Origin of the sequence: Coleofasciculus sp. C1-SOL-03, from assembly GCF_040220555.1 — a bacterium.
In the GTDB taxonomy this organism is placed as follows: domain Bacteria; phylum Cyanobacteriota; class Cyanobacteriia; order Cyanobacteriales; family Coleofasciculaceae; genus Coleofasciculus.
Window position 1 is genome coordinate 16,834 of the sequence record NZ_JAVJUO010000171.1, and the last position, 16,433, is coordinate 33,266.

General features: G+C 44.3%; 9 protein-coding genes. 4 read left to right on the plus strand and 5 right to left on the minus strand.

What is annotated here, in order from left to right:
• Positions 1-23: 23 nt before the first annotated feature.
• Entirely contained in the window at positions 24-1,610 is a 1,587-nt protein-coding gene (locus RIE73_RS26820) for a UvrD-helicase domain-containing protein (protein WP_446404080.1), read from the minus strand.
• 149 nt (positions 1,611-1,759) lie between these two features.
• On the opposite strand from RIE73_RS26820, the gene RIE73_RS26825 reads away from it, so the two are divergent.
• Both RIE73_RS26825 and RIE73_RS26830 read left to right on the plus strand, forming a co-directional pair.
• Entirely contained in the window at positions 1,760-3,067 is a 1,308-nt protein-coding gene (locus RIE73_RS26825; RefSeq protein WP_446404208.1) for a DUF58 domain-containing protein, read from the plus strand.
• Between the two features lie 105 nt (positions 3,068-3,172).
• Positions 3,173-3,739 carry a type IV pilin-like G/H family protein gene (locus RIE73_RS26830; RefSeq protein ID WP_446404081.1) on the plus strand — a complete coding sequence of 189 codons (567 nt, stop codon included), beginning with the start codon at positions 3,173-3,175 and terminating at the stop codon, positions 3,737-3,739.
• Between the two features lie 375 nt (positions 3,740-4,114).
• Here RIE73_RS26830 and RIE73_RS26835 read toward each other — a convergent pair whose 3' ends face one another.
• Entirely contained in the window at positions 4,115-4,699 is a 585-nt protein-coding gene (locus tag RIE73_RS26835; protein WP_446404082.1) for a thioredoxin family protein, read from the minus strand.
• Positions 4,700-4,926: 227 nt separating this feature from the next.
• On the opposite strand from RIE73_RS26835, the gene RIE73_RS26840 reads away from it, so the two are divergent.
• Positions 4,927-10,458, plus strand: coding sequence for a PAS domain S-box protein (locus tag RIE73_RS26840; RefSeq protein WP_446404083.1), 5,532 nt, complete (start codon positions 4,927-4,929; stop codon positions 10,456-10,458).
• A 4-nt stretch (positions 10,459-10,462) separates the two neighbouring features.
• Complete coding sequence (locus RIE73_RS26845) at positions 10,463-11,569, plus strand: hybrid sensor histidine kinase/response regulator (RefSeq protein ID WP_446404084.1); 1,107 nt, start codon at positions 10,463-10,465, stop codon at positions 11,567-11,569.
• Between the two features lie 21 nt (positions 11,570-11,590).
• On the opposite strand, the gene RIE73_RS26850 is transcribed toward RIE73_RS26845, so the two are convergent.
• The 3 genes from RIE73_RS26850 to RIE73_RS26860 form a co-directional block, all read right to left on the minus strand.
• Entirely contained in the window at positions 11,591-12,340 is a 750-nt protein-coding gene (locus RIE73_RS26850; protein ID WP_446404085.1) for a response regulator transcription factor, read from the minus strand.
• 398 nt (positions 12,341-12,738) lie between these two features.
• The gene (locus RIE73_RS26855) at positions 12,739-13,575 is read right to left on the minus strand and encodes a hypothetical protein (RefSeq protein ID WP_446404086.1); all 837 of its coding nucleotides are present in this window, start codon (positions 13,573-13,575) and stop codon (positions 12,739-12,741) included.
• A 680-nt stretch (positions 13,576-14,255) separates the two neighbouring features.
• Positions 14,256-16,376 carry a tetratricopeptide repeat protein gene (locus RIE73_RS26860; protein ID WP_446404087.1) on the minus strand — a complete coding sequence of 707 codons (2,121 nt, stop codon included), beginning with the start codon at positions 16,374-16,376 and terminating at the stop codon, positions 14,256-14,258.
• Positions 16,377-16,433: the final 57 nt, after the last annotated feature.

Consider the following 16,433-nt stretch of genomic DNA (forward strand, 5'->3'; position numbering starts at 1 on the left):
ATTTTTTCGGTGATTCATCTTATTTAGCCTTTAGCCAAAAACAAATCAGTACGAGCGCGAGTCAGAGCCACAAATTCTAAGTTGTTTTCCTGCGTTTTTTCCCAATCTTTGGTGGCTCTAGGGTGAGGGACTAAATCGGGTCTAAGATGAAAGACTCGGTTGGCTTCTAACCCTTTGGCTCCATGTATTGTGGTTAGGTTGACCGCATTTTTTGATTCTCCAGATAGATTAGCAATGGCTTCTCTTAGTTCTCCGGTATTTACACATTGACTGCCCACGTAGATAGCATTCAAGGTTTGTATTCGGTCATGCAATCCCACAATGATCATCATCTCGACTTCATCCTCCATCATTTCTTTTTTCCGTTGCGTATACCAGTCCGTTAAAATGTCAGTAAATTCACTGGGAGAATAATCGTTTTCCCCTTCTCCTACGATTTGTTCCAGCAGTGAAAACAGTTGAGGAATAATATCTTTGTTACGAACTTTGGCTTTAATCCCCGCACATAGCAAATCAAAATAGGTTTTTATGAGAGGATAAAAACAACGGCAAACAATCAAATCTCTTTCCTTGACTAATTTAGGGATTTCTGATTTTCCTATCTCAGTTATCGTCCCCACAGGTGCGCCATGACGAGGTTCGATTACGGGGTAAATTTTATTCGCTAATTCAATATGAGACGTGGGACATCGGTAACATATTGATAGGGGCAGTCGCATTGCGTTAGTGGTTGAAATAATCGTTTCAATACTGCGATGATCAGCAGCACAAAACCCCATAATTGCCTGATGAGCATCACCCACATAAATGCCTCTCGCTCCTTGGGCATGGGCTTTAAGCACGATTTGTAACTGCGCTCGGTTAAGGTCTTGCGCTTCATCAATACAGAGAAAATCGTAACTGTTTACCGTGAGGTCTAATATACAAGGCAACCAAATCATATCGGAGTAGGAAATACGATGACTGGCTTGTTGAATACCACGCTCTAAAATGTGATAAACAGCATTTTCGATGAAATCTAAATCCCGGAACTGATAAAGGTTGTAGTGGTGAATTAATGTTTTTAAGGCTTGCTGGTTTGGGGGGTCGGTTAAGGTCAGTTGGGTAAATTTAATTAATTCAATTAATCCCCGCCGTTCTTGAGATTCATAGTTGACATTTTTGTCAGCTAAATAACGGTCAACCAGTTGGAAATACTTGCGGTTATCAATGTTCGGCATTCCCCGATAGCGGCGACAAATACTGGCTAATCCTAATGAGTGAATGGTGCTAGCTTTGATATGGCGAGGTAAGCGATTGGACAGTTCTTCGGCAATATGTCGATTGAAGGCTAAAAAGCGAGACCGTAAGTGAGACGGGAGATAATTAGTTCCTTTGAGGAGAGTGGTTGTTTTACCGCTACCAGGAACGGCTGATACCACACAAGACCCTTCTCCACGGGATAGCCAATCGAAAATTGCTCTTTGGTACTGTGAAGGCTGAAATCCCAGCACCACATCAGTGGGACGAGGTGAGAGTGTGGAATCGGGGGAAGGCGCAGAACTAGGGCGATGGGGAGTACCCAACACCATATCTCCTAGTCCGGGTATAGGCAGTTGAGAGCTGGACACGATCGCTTACCCTGATGAGTGTTAAAAAAGAAGCAGGGAGCCAGGATGAAACCCCATGTTTATACAGTAATCGAGGAACTGGAAAAAGTATAGAGCGATCGCGCTTGAAAAATGCCATCTTTGATTAAGCAAGCCTTAAATGAAATATGATTATTCCGTCACAACGTCTGTATGGGTTGCTGCTATTGGGTATGGTAATCGCCCTTGTCCTCGCTGTTGTGTTTAATCAGCCCAGCAGCATTTGGGGAACTCTGGGGTTTGATGCGGTTGTCCTGAGTTTAGCGGTTTGGGATGGACAACGGGTTAAACCGCATCGTGTGACAGTGACACGCTATCCGTTACATCGATTATCCATCGGGCGGGATAATCCTGTGGTACTATCGGTGCGATCGCGATCGTCATCTGCCCGAATTCGCCTGCGTGATCACTACCCGTTAGAGTTTGACATCTCTACATCCACTCTTTCAGCCCAACTGGAACCCAATCATACTCAGGAATTCACCTATACCGTTCATCCTAAACGTCGCGGCGAGTATCACTGGGGAGATATTCAAGTGCGACAACGGGGGCGCTGGGGATTAGCATGGCTGGATTGGACAATCCCCGCCAGTCAGATGGTGGCGGTGTATCCGGATTTGCTGGGATTGCGAGAACTTTCGATTCGCCTCACCTTAGAAAATACCGGAACCATGCGCCGAGCGCGACGCCTGGGTGCGGGAACCGAGTTTGCAGAACTTCGGGAGTATGGTGTTGGCGATGATACTCGACTGATTGATTGGAAAGCCACAGCCCGCCGTTCACGTCCGTTAATCCGGGTATTAGAACCAGAGAGGGAGCAAACCTTAATTATTTTACTCGACCGAGGACGGTTAATGACGGCGCAGGTGCAGGGATTAAAGCGATTTGATTGGGGATTAAATGCGACATTATCCCTGGCTTTGGCGGGATTAAATCGAGGCGATAGAGTGGGAATTGGGGTGTTTGACCGAGAGGTGACCAGTTGGATTCCACCGGAACGGGGTCAGCATCAGTTGTCGAAATTAATAGAACGATTGACGCCAATTCAACCTGTATTATTAGAACCGGATTATTTTGGCGCGGTGACGCGATTAGTGAATCAACAAACTCGTCGTGCTTTAGTGGTTTTGATTACCGATATTGTTGATGTAACCGCTTCGGCTGAACTCTTATCAGCCATGGGACGCCTCACGCCGCGTTATTTGCCCTTTTGTGTGACATTACGTGATCCCCAAGTTGATACTATTGCTCACACTCGGACTTCTGATCTAGAAACAACATACTCTCGTGCCGTTGCGTTAGATTTAATTGCCCAGCGTCAGGTAGCTTTTGCCCAATTGAAGCAAAAAGGGGTGTTGGTATTAGATGCACCAGCGAATCAGATTAGTGAGCAGTTGGTTAACCGTTATTTACAACTGAAGGCGCGGAGTCTACTCTAACAAACCGTGAAAATTCAGATAGGGTTGTATTGACAAATAGAGTCGATGGGAATACTCTGACATGATTAAGCTTGCCCACGGGTTCAATCAGGGGGAACTATTACGATGGCACAAACACCACCAGAAGGCGATTGGACAGTAGAATCAACGGCAACTGCCAAGAAAAATAAGTTTCCTCTTATACTATGGATATTTGCAGGTTGTGGTTGCTTGTTTTTGGGTCTAATCATTTTAGGTACAGTTGCGGCGATTGTATTACCCTATTTTCTGAATCAGGCAACGAAAGCCAAACAATCTGAAGCCAAAAAACATATTCGTTCAATCAATCGAATGCAGCAAATGATCTATCTAGAAAAAGGTACTTTTGCTCACTCAATTGAGGAATTAAATCTGGGAATATCGCCAGAAACAGAACGTTATCGCTACCAGATTATCACCCCCCAACAAATACCCGGTGTAATGGCTACAGCGGCGGCTAAAGAATCTGGACTTAAAAGTTACACCGGGGTGGTATTTGAAATTAAAGAAAATGGTGGAACTATCACAATGGATGGTATTTGTGGAACAGACAAACCTTCTACCAAACCGCCTGAAATAGTGGTAGTGCCTAGTCGTTCAGAAGAAAGACTTCGATGCCCAGCAGGTTCATCTTATCTTTACTCTATTGAGTAAAAGGTAATTATAAGCTGTTCAGATTTAAACTGCCCATTAAATTTACCTTATTAGTTTGACATTAAATAACTAACTAGAGTGTCGGTTCATGATTATCCAGAAAACTTGCAACTATAAAGTTTGAGTCATGTTTGCCTTAGTCTCACCCGCGATCGCATCCCAAAGATGTAGGGGCGGGTTTAGGGATTAAATCAGGAAACCTACCTCAAACTAAACAACAAAACCCGCCCTAATCCCAACCTCTCAACCGCGATCGCACGCCAAAAATGTCGCGGTGGTGATAGGGGGCAGGGCGGGTTTTGGAGAAAGGTTATTGGTTTGTGGGTTAAGTTTGTCCCTAAACCCGCCCCTACACATGAAACCTGCCTTAATCCCTTAAGCGCCATAGTACGCGGGTTCATTCCCTGGCTTCCATTTGATGTTGCAGCCGATACTGGGCTTTTGTTCTTCACTAACAGGTGATTGTGCCAATACCGCATCGATCGCGGATCGCAGATCCTTACCTGTCACAGGTTGATCATTCCCTGGGCGGCTATCGTCGAATTGTCCCCGGTAGACGAGTTTGCGATCGCGATCGAACACAAAGAAGTCTGGCGTACAGGCGGCTGTATAGGCTTTCGCTGTTTCCTGGCTTTCGTCATAACACAAGGGAAACGTCAATCCTAATTCTTGTGCCATTTGCTTTAATTTGTCCGGCGCATCATCGGGGTGAGTCGTGGCATCGTTGGCGCTAATTGCCACAATCCCCAGATCCGCATCCTGGTAGTCTCGACCTAGTTTGGCTAATTCACCCTGAACATGCTTGACAAATGGACAATGACGACAAAGAAATATCACCACTAATCCCTGTTTTCCCGCAAACGTGTCTAAGGAAATCGTTTCGCCTGATACCACATCGGGTAACTGGAATTCTGGGGCTTTGTTGCCTAGAGGCAACATGGTTGAGGCTGTGAGTGCCATGGTTTTAACTCCTTTGCTGACTAATTAGAGGATTGGATTGTTAAACATATAGGCGGGAGAGGGAACAGGGAACGGGAAACAGGAAGACGATATTTTATAAGCTTACCTTATTAATTTACAAAACTTTATAGATTAACGCTATAAATAGAAAGTTGAGCGAGTCCATCTGGGAATAACTGAAACAGAACCCCCTTTTTATCCTGTGACAGATTATCCCAGCAAGTCCCATGCAAGCGTTAGATCGTCCCATTGCGTCATCACCCCAGGTGGCTATTGATACTCAACCCCTAACCGTTGTACCCGATACACCTGTGATAGACGCGATCGCGCAGATGAGTCAACTCCGAAGCACTTGTTCCTTACCGTGTTTCAATGTAGCACCAGAGGCTAACCCAATCAACGAACGACGCGCTAGTTGTGTGCTGGTGCGGGAGGGAACGCAACTGGTGGGGATACTGACGGAACGGGATATTGTCCGATTAGTGGCTCAAGGGATGAACTTGGCTGGGGTAAATGTGGCTGAGATAATGACAGGGCGTTTGATTACCTTGAAAGCGTCGGACTTTCAGACGATTTTTACCGCACTCAACCTGTTTCGTCACCATCGCATTCGTCACTTACCCATTGTCGATGATGGGGGGAATTTACAGGGTGTGGTGACGCCGGATAGTATTCGCGCTTATTTGCAACCAACAAACGTATTGCGGTGGCGACGGGTTGAGGATGTGATGGTAACCTCTGTGATTCAGACGCAACCGAACACCTCTATCTTAGATGTGGCTCAGCTAATGTCAAACTATCGGATTAGCTGTGTGGTGATTGTTGAGCAGAAAAACCCATCAAGTGCATCGCCAATTCCGGTGGGAATGATTACTGAACCCCATATAGTTCAATGTCAGGCGTTGGGTTTAGATTTCTGTACCATTTCCGCCCAAATGGTGATGAGTACACCTCAATTTTGCCTGAATCCCAAAGACTCATTATGGATAGCGCATCAACAAATGCTGTCCCAAGGAGTGCAACGATTACTGGTAACAAATAGTCAAGGGGAATTGGTGGGACTTGTGACGCAAACTCGCCTACTGCAAGCCCTGAATCCGATGGAAATGTATCAGGTGATTCAGGGTTTAAAGCAACAAGTGCGCCAACTGCAACGGGAAAAGGTTGAGTTATTAGAAAATCGCACGATTCAACTAGAAAAGCAAGTTCAGGAACGCACGCAGCAACTGCAAACGGAATTAACGCAACGTCAACAGATCGAACAACAATTACAGGAAAGTGAGCATCGTTATGCAACCTTAGCTGACGCCTCACCCGTGGGTATTTTCCGCACCAATGCTCAAGGAATTGGCTTGTATGCGAATCAACGCTGTGCTGAAATTACCGGAATTCCCATAGCAGAAATCCTGGGACAAGGATGGGCAAAAACCTTACACCCCCAAGACGGCGATCGCGTGATTCGGGATTGGCATGATGCGGTTGAGCAACAGCAGGTTTTTACCTCAGAGCATCGCTTTCTTACACCTGACGGTAAGGTAACGTGGGTATTTTGTCAAGCTGTCCCCGAAGTCGGAACCAATGGCGAGAGTCTGGGATATATTGGCACACTCACGGATATTAATAGTCGCAAAACAGCCGAAGCCGCCCTTAAAAATATTTTTGCAGCAACGGCTAACGTTACAGGTGCTGACTTTTTCCGAGAATTAGTCCGCCATATCGCCTTGGCTTTAGGTGTTTCCCATGTTCTGGTTAGTGAGCGAGTCGGCGATTCTTTTAAGACATTAGCATTTTGGTCAAAGGGTCAATTACAGCCAAAGTTTACCTATTCTATCACCCATACACCTTGCCAACGAGTGTTAGCGGAAGGAACTTATTGGTGTCCCACTCAGGTGCAAAAAACGTTTGCTGATGATGCGGCGTTAGTTACCTTATGCGCCGATAGTTATATGGGTGTAGCTTTGACGGATGGTGACGGAAATCCAATTGGCAATCTTTGTGTTTTACACGAACAATTCATCCCTGAACCCCGACAAGCCTTAGCCATTCTCCAGATTTTTGCGACTCGAGCCGCCGCTGAATTGGAACGCAAACGAGTGCATCAAGCCTTGCAACGGTTTAATCAGGAACTCGAACGTCGCGTTAAGGCGCGAACCCAGGAGTTAGAGTTTCACAAATTGGCTTTGGATTATTCGGCAATTGTGGCAATTACAGATGCTCAGGGTATGATTACTTATGCCAACCAAAAATTCTGCGAAATTTCTCAGTATTCTCCAGATGAATTAATTGGTCAAACCCATCGTCTGATTAATTCCGGATATCATCCCTCCTCATTCTTTCAGCAACTGTGGCAAACAATAGCCCAAGGTAATGTTTGGCAAGGAGAAATCAAAAATAAGGCAAAGGATAATAGTTATTACTGGGTGGATACGACCATCATTCCCTTTTTAGATGAGCAAGGTCAACCCTTTCAATATCTAGCGATTCGCCATGATATCACAGAGCGAAAATATGCTCAAGATGCGTTATGGGAGAGTGAAGTCCGGTTTCGCTCGCTGTTTGAAGCCGCTCCCGATTCTATTCATGTTATTGATCTCGATGGGTTTATTTGGCAAACCAATCCCGCCTCAGTCGAACAGTTGGGCTATAGGGAAATTGAACTGATTGGTCATCACCTGGATGAGTTTTTGACGCCAGAGTCAAAACAACGCTTTGCTGAACAATTCCCCACACTTTTAGCAACCGGAAGCAATCGCTTAGATGTGGAAATGATTCGTCGGGATGGTACTCTGGCGATTATGGATTTATCGAGTTCATTGGTACAAGATGAACACAGGAACTGTGCCTATATTGTCGTCATTCAACGGGATATTAGTGATGCCTATCAACAAGCCATCCAACGCCAACAGGATCAAGCGACTCTCCAACAGAGTAATCAGCTATTACAAGCGATTAGCGCCGCGCAGTCTCAATTTATTGCTGATGCAAATCCCCATATTCTTTTTGATGGACTCTTGGACAGTATCTTGGGGTTAACCAATAGTGAATATGGCTTCATTGGTGAGATTCTCTATACAGAGAATGGTAAAGCCTTTGTCGAAGAAGCTTACATGAAGATACGGGGTAGACCTGATCTAAAATCTCAGGTCATTATCTCTAGTCTTGGGAACGAGGAAACGGTTCCGGAGATGGAGTTGGATACTCTACAAACTCTATTTAATGCGGTTATCGTCACAGGTAGACCTGTTATGATTAACCATCCTATTACTGATTCGGGTCGGGGTAAACTCCCAGACGATCATCCGCCGCTAATGGCATTTTTGGGACTGCCGTTTTATATTGAAAACAAATTTGTCGGTATGGTGGGCATTGCTAATCGACCAGGAGGATATGATGAAAGCCTTGTCGAGTATCTGCAACCTTTTCTGGCAACTTGTGCCAATATTATGGAGGCTTATCGCAATGATAAACGCCGCCAAAAAGCGGAAGATGAGTTACGCCAGAGTCAAGAACAGTATCGGTCAGTAATTAATAGCGTCAAGGAGGTTATTTTCCAAACCGATGCTCAAGGAAACTGGACATTTTTGAATCCTGCTTGGACAGAAATTACGGAATTTTTAATTGAGGACAGTCTAGGAACGCCTTGTTGGGATTATATCCATCAGCCGGATCGACAACTGCATCTGGATCTATTTCAATCCCTAATTAATCGTCAACAGGAATACTGTCGTCAGGAAATTCGCTATTTGACCAAAAACGGTAATATTCGCTGGCTGGAAGTGTTTTCTAGGCTAACTTTAGCCGCAGATGGAAGCATTAAAGGAACATCAGGAACGCTGACGGATATTACGGAACGCAAACTCTCTGAACAAACTCTCAATCAACAGTTAGCCGCGATTGAAGCCGCTATTGATGGAATTTGCATTTTAAATGAGAAGGGTGAATATATTTATCTAAATCAAGCACATCTGGAAATATTTGGCTATGAGACACCGACGGATTTATTGGGAAAAACCTGGTATCACTTGTATTATCCTGATGAAGTCAGTCGCATTGAACGCGATATTTTTCCTGTGCTGATTGAACATGGATATTGGCGAGGAGAAACCTTGTCGAAACGGCGCGATGGTTCGACATTTGCCGAGGAATTATCCCTGACATTAATTGAGGGGGGTGGACTGATTTGTGTCTGTCGCGATATTACCGAACGCAAGAAAACTGAAGCATCATTAGCCAAGCGCGATCGCTATTTGACGGCGTTGGTTGAAGTGCAGCGTCAATTATTAGCCGCGCCTGTTAATTGTGATGTTTATCAGCAAATTTTGAGCATTCTCGCCCCGATTGCCGATGCTAACCGAATTTATGTGTTTGAGAATCATTGTGATGAAACAGGACAACTTTTTAGTAGCCAACGGGCGGAATGGTGCGCCCCAGGAATTGAATCCCAACTAGATAATCCGGCGCTACAAAATGTCAGTTATCATGATTTTGTCCCCCGTTGGATGGATGTCTTAGCTCAAGGAGGTATAATTAATGGGATTGTGACAGATTTTCCGGAATCGGAACGGTCTATTTTAGCACCCCAAGGGATTTTATCGATCCTGGCATTACCGTTAATTGTCAATGGAGAATTCTTTGGATTTATTGGCTTTGATAATTGTGTCGAAGCCAGAGAATGGCAACCCTTGGAAGAGGGATTGTTGAGTTCTGCGGCGGCGGCGATCGCCCTGGCAAAAGAACGGGAAATTACCACCAAAGCATGGCAAACGTCTCAATCTCAACTCCAAGCTGTTTTAGATGCTGTACCGGGCTTAGTGTCTTGGATTAGTGCCGATTTAACTTATTTGGGAGTTAATCGCCATTTAGCCTCGCGTTATCATTTAACGCCTGATAATTTCTTAGGTCAAAAAGTTGGCTTTGTTGACAAAAATGGTGATTTTGCTGAGTTCCTGCGCCAATTTTTTGCCAGCTCAACTCAAACCACGTCTCAAACACTGCGGTTTGAGATGAATGGCACTATCCAAAGTTATTTGATCGTGGCTCAGAAATATCAGCAAAGTCAAGTCTGTGTGACTGTGGGGATTGATATTACTGAGCGGCAAAAGGCAGAAGAACAAATCAAAGCGTCACTGAAAGAAAAGGAGGTTTTACTCAAAGAAATTCATCACCGGGTTAAAAATAATTTAAATGTGGTGTCCAGTCTCTTGGAACTACAAGCCGACTCCATTACTGAACCTCACATCGGCAAACTCTTTGAAGAAAGCCAAAATCGAATTTACTCCATGGCGCTGATTCATGAGAAATTATATCGTTCGCCCACCATTGGACAAATTAACCTGGAGGACTATATCCAAGACTTGGCAAATAATCTGTTTGATTCCTATAATGTTAATGAGGATTGCATTCAGTTACACATCACTGTTGAGCCAATATTCCTCAACATTGAAACCGCTACGCCTTGTGGCTTAATCATTAATGAATTAGTCTCGAATAGCCTCAAACATGCCTTTCCGGATGAGCGAGAAGGAGGAATTGTGGCTATCGACTGTCATCAACAGTCAGATGGGCAAATTCACTTAGTCATCAGCGACAATGGCATCGGATTTCCCGAAGCATTGGATTTTCAGGATACCGAATCCATGGGGTTTCAAGTCGTTTGTACATTAATCGAACAGTTAGAAGGAACGATTGAACTCCAACGCACTCCCGGCACAGTATTTTCGATTCAATTTAGCGAACTTCAGTATCAAAAACGGATCTAAACAAATGAGCGATATTCATATTCTAATTGTCGAAGACGAACTGTTAATTGCCAAGAACTTATCCCGCAAACTGAAAAAGCTGGGGTATAGCGTTGATGCGATTGTTTCCTCCGGAGAAGCGGCGATTCAGAAAGCGGCAGAAATTAAGCCGGATTTAATCCTCATGGATATCGTGATTAAAGGAGAAATGAATGGGATTGAAGCGGCGGCTACGATTCATCAGCAATTGGATATTCCGGTTATCTATACGACAGCGTATGCCGATGATGATACCTTACAGCAGGCGGAAGCCACAGGCTCCTATGGTTATGTAATCAAACCCTTTAAAGAACGAGACTTACACGCGACGATTAAAATCGCCTTGAGTCAACATAAACAAGCGATAAAAATGCGGCAATTGTTGGCAGATGAGCAGGTGATTAATCAAAATAAATCCCGGATACTGTCCATGGCGTCCCATGATTTACGCGCCCCGTTAACTACGATCCAGATGTCAGCGGAACTGCTTCAGTTAAAAGCAGATCAGGAGGATGAGCGAAAAACTCGGCATTTTAAGCGGATTCAAAATGCGGTGACGAATATGAATCAGCTACTGGAAGATGTTTTAACTCTGAGTCAAGCTGAAGCGGGAAAATTAGACTTTCAACCTGAGTCTTTGGATGTGATTGCGTTGTGTGAAACTATTAGGGAACAGTTAATTCCCCTGGCTAGCCAGCAACATAGCCTCAATTTCAGTTATCAGGGAGAGTTTCCCCTTGCCTATTTCGATGAAAGTTTACTACGGTATTTACTCACCAATTTGCTCACCAATGCGATTAAGTATTCTCCCCAAGGGGGTAATATTCGGTTAATAGTGACGAGGAATAACCAACAGGTTACGTTTCAGGTGCAGGATGAAGGAATTGGTATACCTCCAGAGTACCTGAACAAACTCTTCCAGCAATTTGAACGCGCTGCTAATGTGGGTAATATTAAGGGTACAGGATTAGGATTATGTATTGTTAAGCAAGCGGTTGATTTACATGGCGGCGAGATTACGGTTGAGAGTACGGTGGGAGTCGGTACGACATTTACGGTTACGTTACCGTTAATGACGGCTGTAGAGACGTAGCATGCTACGTCTCTACATCCCCTATTCTGATTTTGCTGCATTGGATGATCCCGCCTCGGCGGTTTCTTCACTACTGGGTAACTCCAGACAGTATCCCGCACCGTATACTGTTTTAATATATTGGGGATGACGGGGATCAGGTTCGAGTTTGGTTCTCAGGTGGCGCACATGAACGCGAATGGTTTCAATATCGTCATCTGGATCATATCCCCAGACTTCTTTGAGAATTTCACTGGGGGAAACTGTTTGACCATGACGCTGCAATAAGCAGTGTAACAGTTCAAATTCCAGGTGGGTTAATTTGACCGTTTGATTAAACCAAATCGTCTCAAACCGTTCTGGAATCAGCGTCAAAGGACCATAGTTGAGGATTTCCGTATGCTTGGCGGCTTGGGGAATGCGATCGGTGCGTCGCAGTAAGGCGCGTACCCGGGCGAGCATTTCTTCGAGTTCAAAGGGTTTAGTCAGATAATCGTCCGCACCCGCATTGAATCCTTCCACCTTATCTTGAGTTTGACCCAACGCCGTCAGCATCAACACGGGAATATCCGCCGTGCGATCGTCCCGACGCAACCGTTGGCAAACGGTAAAGCCATCGACGCGAGGCAGCATCAAGTCGAGTATAATCAGGTCGGGCTGGAGTTGCAGTGCTAGCGCCTGACCTTTGATTCCATCTGGCGCTTGGTGAACTTCGTATCCTGCCATTTCTAGGTTAATGGAGACAAGTTCCGAGATGGCGGGATCGTCATCGATTAAAAGGATTCGAGGCATCACTTAAGTGGTTACTAATAGGACTTGTTAAGCTTGGATAAGAACTGTCACAGAAAACTACAGATACTGTACCGATTATAAGCGCTGATTCTAAACTACTTGTGAAGAAAATGGGAAGTTGCTGATTTTTTTGGAAAAATCAGGTAAAATGAAGGGTTAATTTGGAAACACATCCTGTATCGGGCATCGGTCAAGTAGGCGCATTGGCACAGAAGACGCCAGATATTAATATCCTAGAGGTACTCCCGTGAGGCTATTGGGGGAGCGGCGTTAGCGAAGCCAGCCGTAGGCTAGAAGCGTCAGTCTTTTGGAGTTGGCTACAGGAGTAGCATTGGGGAATAATCTTATGGGTACTCGTGCAAAACTCTCTACCCAAACGCTGCGCCCATTCACATCATTTACTTTTTGTCAGATGTATTTGGTATTTGTTGCTCAACAAAACGCACAATTGTGTCTATTGCCAGATCAATGTCTTTTAGTGATTCGGAATTATTCACATCTGGTTCATTGACATTTTCCTGCTTACCCAGCCAATTCTCAATTACATTTTCTCTAATCTTATAAGCTCTTTTTTCATTAGCTAGTCTATGAATAGTTTTTCTAAGTTCTTCTTTTTGTTCATAATTATTTTTGTTTATTTTTATCGTTTCAAAATTTTCATATAGTTGCCAAAACAATGCATTAATTACAATTGCATTTCTTAAATATTTAAAATCTTCTTTATTCTTAAAGTTCTGACTTTGTTTTAACCTACTATAGTATAGATTAATTTTGTAGCAATTTTCTAAATCAGACACATAAGATTTAAAATCTGGATAAGAGTCGAAATAAAGGCTATTTACATAATCACTTAACTTTAATTCTGGATTCGGTAAAGCCTTTAGCTTTAGCTTTAGATATTGTAGATATTGAACCCTTGTTGAAAAGACCTGAACTTTTGGTTGTTTTAACAAAAAACTTAACAAATAATCCAGTTTTTTAAATTGCAAAAGTAAAAATTGCCAGTGACTCATTTTTTGGTACGGACACCAGAGCTGAGCTTGACTTAAAGTATTAAATTTTGCTCTTTCCGCCAATTTCAGCCACTTTTCGGCTTCTGAGTAACTTTTTCTTTCTTCATTATAAAGATAATTTTCTACTAAGGTAAACAGAATTTCATATTGCTCTTTTGTTAAAGTATAGTCTTCTTTGTATTCATAATCTTTCGTTGCTTCTCTAAAAGTATCAGCCGCCAAAGAAAATTCTTTATCACCTTTCTCGGTGAGGTAAGATAAAGCTATTCCGTCAAGAGCTTGATTGCAACCACTTTTATAGGCAATTTTATAGTAGCGACGAGATTTTTCAAATTCTCTTAACTCTCTATAAATTTCGGGTCTTCCGTAGTTGGTGTGCTAAATTGTTAGTTTGATTTGCCCAAATATTGGACAGCAATAGCTTTAACCATTTTTACCCGAATTTCAATTTATTTTGAGGCGATTAAACGCTACAGTCCCTGTTTGGTAAGCTTCCTGGCTCATTAAAACTGATAGTTTAGCACACTAAGTCCGGAAGACCCAGATTTAACATTTTTTGTGGATGTTTTTGGCATGATTTTTCCTCGGCAACGTAAATCAATGACTTTTGGTTATATTAGTCATACAATTCTGAATCGCCTTGGCAATTGCCATAAGCGTATTGACAGCAAGTTATCTTTAATTTACATGAGGTGACGCTATCTAGTATGAATCAAAGAAAGTAATTCCCTGAAATAAACCTACTGAAACCCTTGATTTTTCATCTTATTCTTGATATCATGGCTCATTAATCTGTGAATGTCAAGGTTGAGAAAAAATAATTAATAAAACAATTAGTAAATACTCATTATATGTGAATTTTATTGAAAAAATCATTAACTTGGTCTTAAGACAACTTGAGTTTAATCCTCAGTTTCTTCCTCGTCATCCCTACTGGCTGAGCGCGGCTGGGATTTCTTTTTCAACTTCTCAAGTTGACGCTGCGTTTGGTCTTTCCCCCGCTTCGCCTCTTTGTAATCAGGTTGATATTTCAAAGCGTTTTCATAAGAGGTCAAGGCTTCACTGTATCGCTTCAGATTAAATAGGGCATTAGCGCGACTATTCCAGGCTTGGTAATGGCTGCGTTTGTGGGCAACAGCTTGATCATACGCCGCGATCGCATCTGAATATTGTGCCAATGTATAGAAGACATTCCCCCGGTTATACCAGGCTTGATCTGAACTGGGTCTCAGTTTCACCGCCTTCTCGTAAGCCGTTAACGCTTCCTCATAACGCTGCAATTGATGCAACGCCCAAGCCCGACCATACCACGCCTCATAACTGTTGGGCTGAAGTTGAACCGCTTGCTCAAACGCCACTAACGCCTCTTCATACTGGTTTAAAGTATTTAAAATACTGCCCTGACTGTACCACGCCCGGTAAAAATCAGGCTGGAACTGAACCGCTTTCTGGTAAGAGTCCACGGCGTCACGGTGTTTATTTAAATTGACAAACGCATTCCCCCGTTGATACCAGGATTCAGCAAAATCCGGCTGATGTTCTACGGCTTTGTCATAAGATTTAATCGCCTCTTTGTACTGTTGTAAATTATGTAATGCCCAGCCCCGTTGATACCACGCTGAGGCATAATTGGATTGAATCTCTAACGCCTGATCATAGGATGCGATCGCCGCCGAATAGCGCTGTAACTTCATTTGTACCATGCCGCGACGTTCCCAGGTGTCCACATCCTCCGGTTGCAGTTCCGTCACTTGGTCAAACGCCCGAATCGCGGCTTCATAGCGCTGCAATGCGGCTAATGCTTCTCCTCGTCCTTTCCAAGCCTCTGGATACTGGCGCTGAATTTGAATCGCCTGATCATAAGCATCCAACGCTGCTTCTGGCTTACCCAATCCCAACAGTGCATCCCCTTGACCTTGCCATGCTTCAGCATAGTCGGGTTGCAGTTCCACCGCCCGATTATAAGCGCTGAGGGCATTCTCATACCGCCTCAACTCCAGCAGGGTTTCGCCTCGGTTATAGGATTGGATCGCATTGGTTGAATTAATCCAGTTGATAATCGCCACTGTCGCCCCTGCGCCACCAGCAATGACTGCTACGGTAATTAAGAGGACAACAAGCAGTTTCTTCCGTTTAGAGGATTGAGTCACAGGCGGCGGGGAAGCCGCGCCCAAAGCCACCGTCGCCTGCGTGGGTTGAGTCAAGTCATGCAACGCCTGTAACGCCGCCTCCGCCGAGGGATAGCGTTCGCGAAAATCGTAGCGGATCATCTTATCCAGAACCTTCGCCAACTCTGGACGAACCGACGTGCGATCGCGCCAGCAAAGTTCTCCACTGTCGGGATCAGTTGGTAGTTCCTGAGGCGCTACCCCGGTTAACGCCTGAATCCCCACGATCCCCACCGCATAAATATCACTACTCAAGCGGGGATTCCCATTCGCTTGTTCACTGGGTCGATATCCCGGCGTACCAATCGCCACGGTAAAGCTAGAGGATTGTCCCTGCACCACCTGAGTGCTAACTTGTTTCACTGCGCCAAAATCAATCAGAACTAACTTACCATCCGATTGACGCCGGATCAGGTTGTGGGGATTAATATCGCGGTGAATCACATGATGCTGATGGACAAACGCTAATATAGTCAGGATTTCCTGCAACAGATCAATCACCTGCTGGTCTGACCACGGGGTTCCCGGTGTAAATTCCTGACTCAGATTATCCCCTTCAATCAGTTCCTGCACCAAGTAGAACTCTTGATTCTCTTCAAAAAAGGCAAATAGCTGGGGAATTTGCGGATGATGACCCAACTGATGCAGGATTTTGGCTTCCGTTTCAAACAAACGCCGCGCCGTCTGCAAGGTAAACGGGTCAGTTCCCTGGGGTTTAAGTTGCTTGACCACACAGTCGCGATCATTGGGCAAATGTCGGTCTTGGGCGATGAATGTTGCACCAAACCCCCCTTGTCCCAGTTGTCGCACGATATTATAGCGTCCACCAATTGTTTGTCCGAGTGCCAAGTTCATCTGGTTTTACCAAGGAAATCCCAGCATTGCCATGCAATAATGATATGATTGATTTTT

What these genes read in the sequence shown, in the direction of transcription:
- RIE73_RS26835 (WP_446404082.1), bottom strand. Translation starts at nt 4,699, where the DNA reads ATGGCACTCACAGCCTCAACCATGTTGCCTCTAGGCAACAAAGCCCCA.
- RIE73_RS26860 (WP_446404087.1), bottom strand. Translation starts at nt 16,376, where the DNA reads ATGAACTTGGCACTCGGACAAACAATTGGTGGACGCTATAATATCGTG.
- RIE73_RS26845 (WP_446404084.1), top strand. Translation starts at nt 10,463, where the DNA reads ATGAGCGATATTCATATTCTAATTGTCGAAGACGAACTGTTAATTGCC.
- RIE73_RS26850 (WP_446404085.1), bottom strand. Translation starts at nt 12,340, where the DNA reads ATGCCTCGAATCCTTTTAATCGATGACGATCCCGCCATCTCGGAACTT.
- RIE73_RS26840 (WP_446404083.1), top strand. Translation starts at nt 4,927, where the DNA reads ATGCAAGCGTTAGATCGTCCCATTGCGTCATCACCCCAGGTGGCTATT.
- RIE73_RS26830 (WP_446404081.1), top strand. Translation starts at nt 3,173, where the DNA reads ATGGCACAAACACCACCAGAAGGCGATTGGACAGTAGAATCAACGGCA.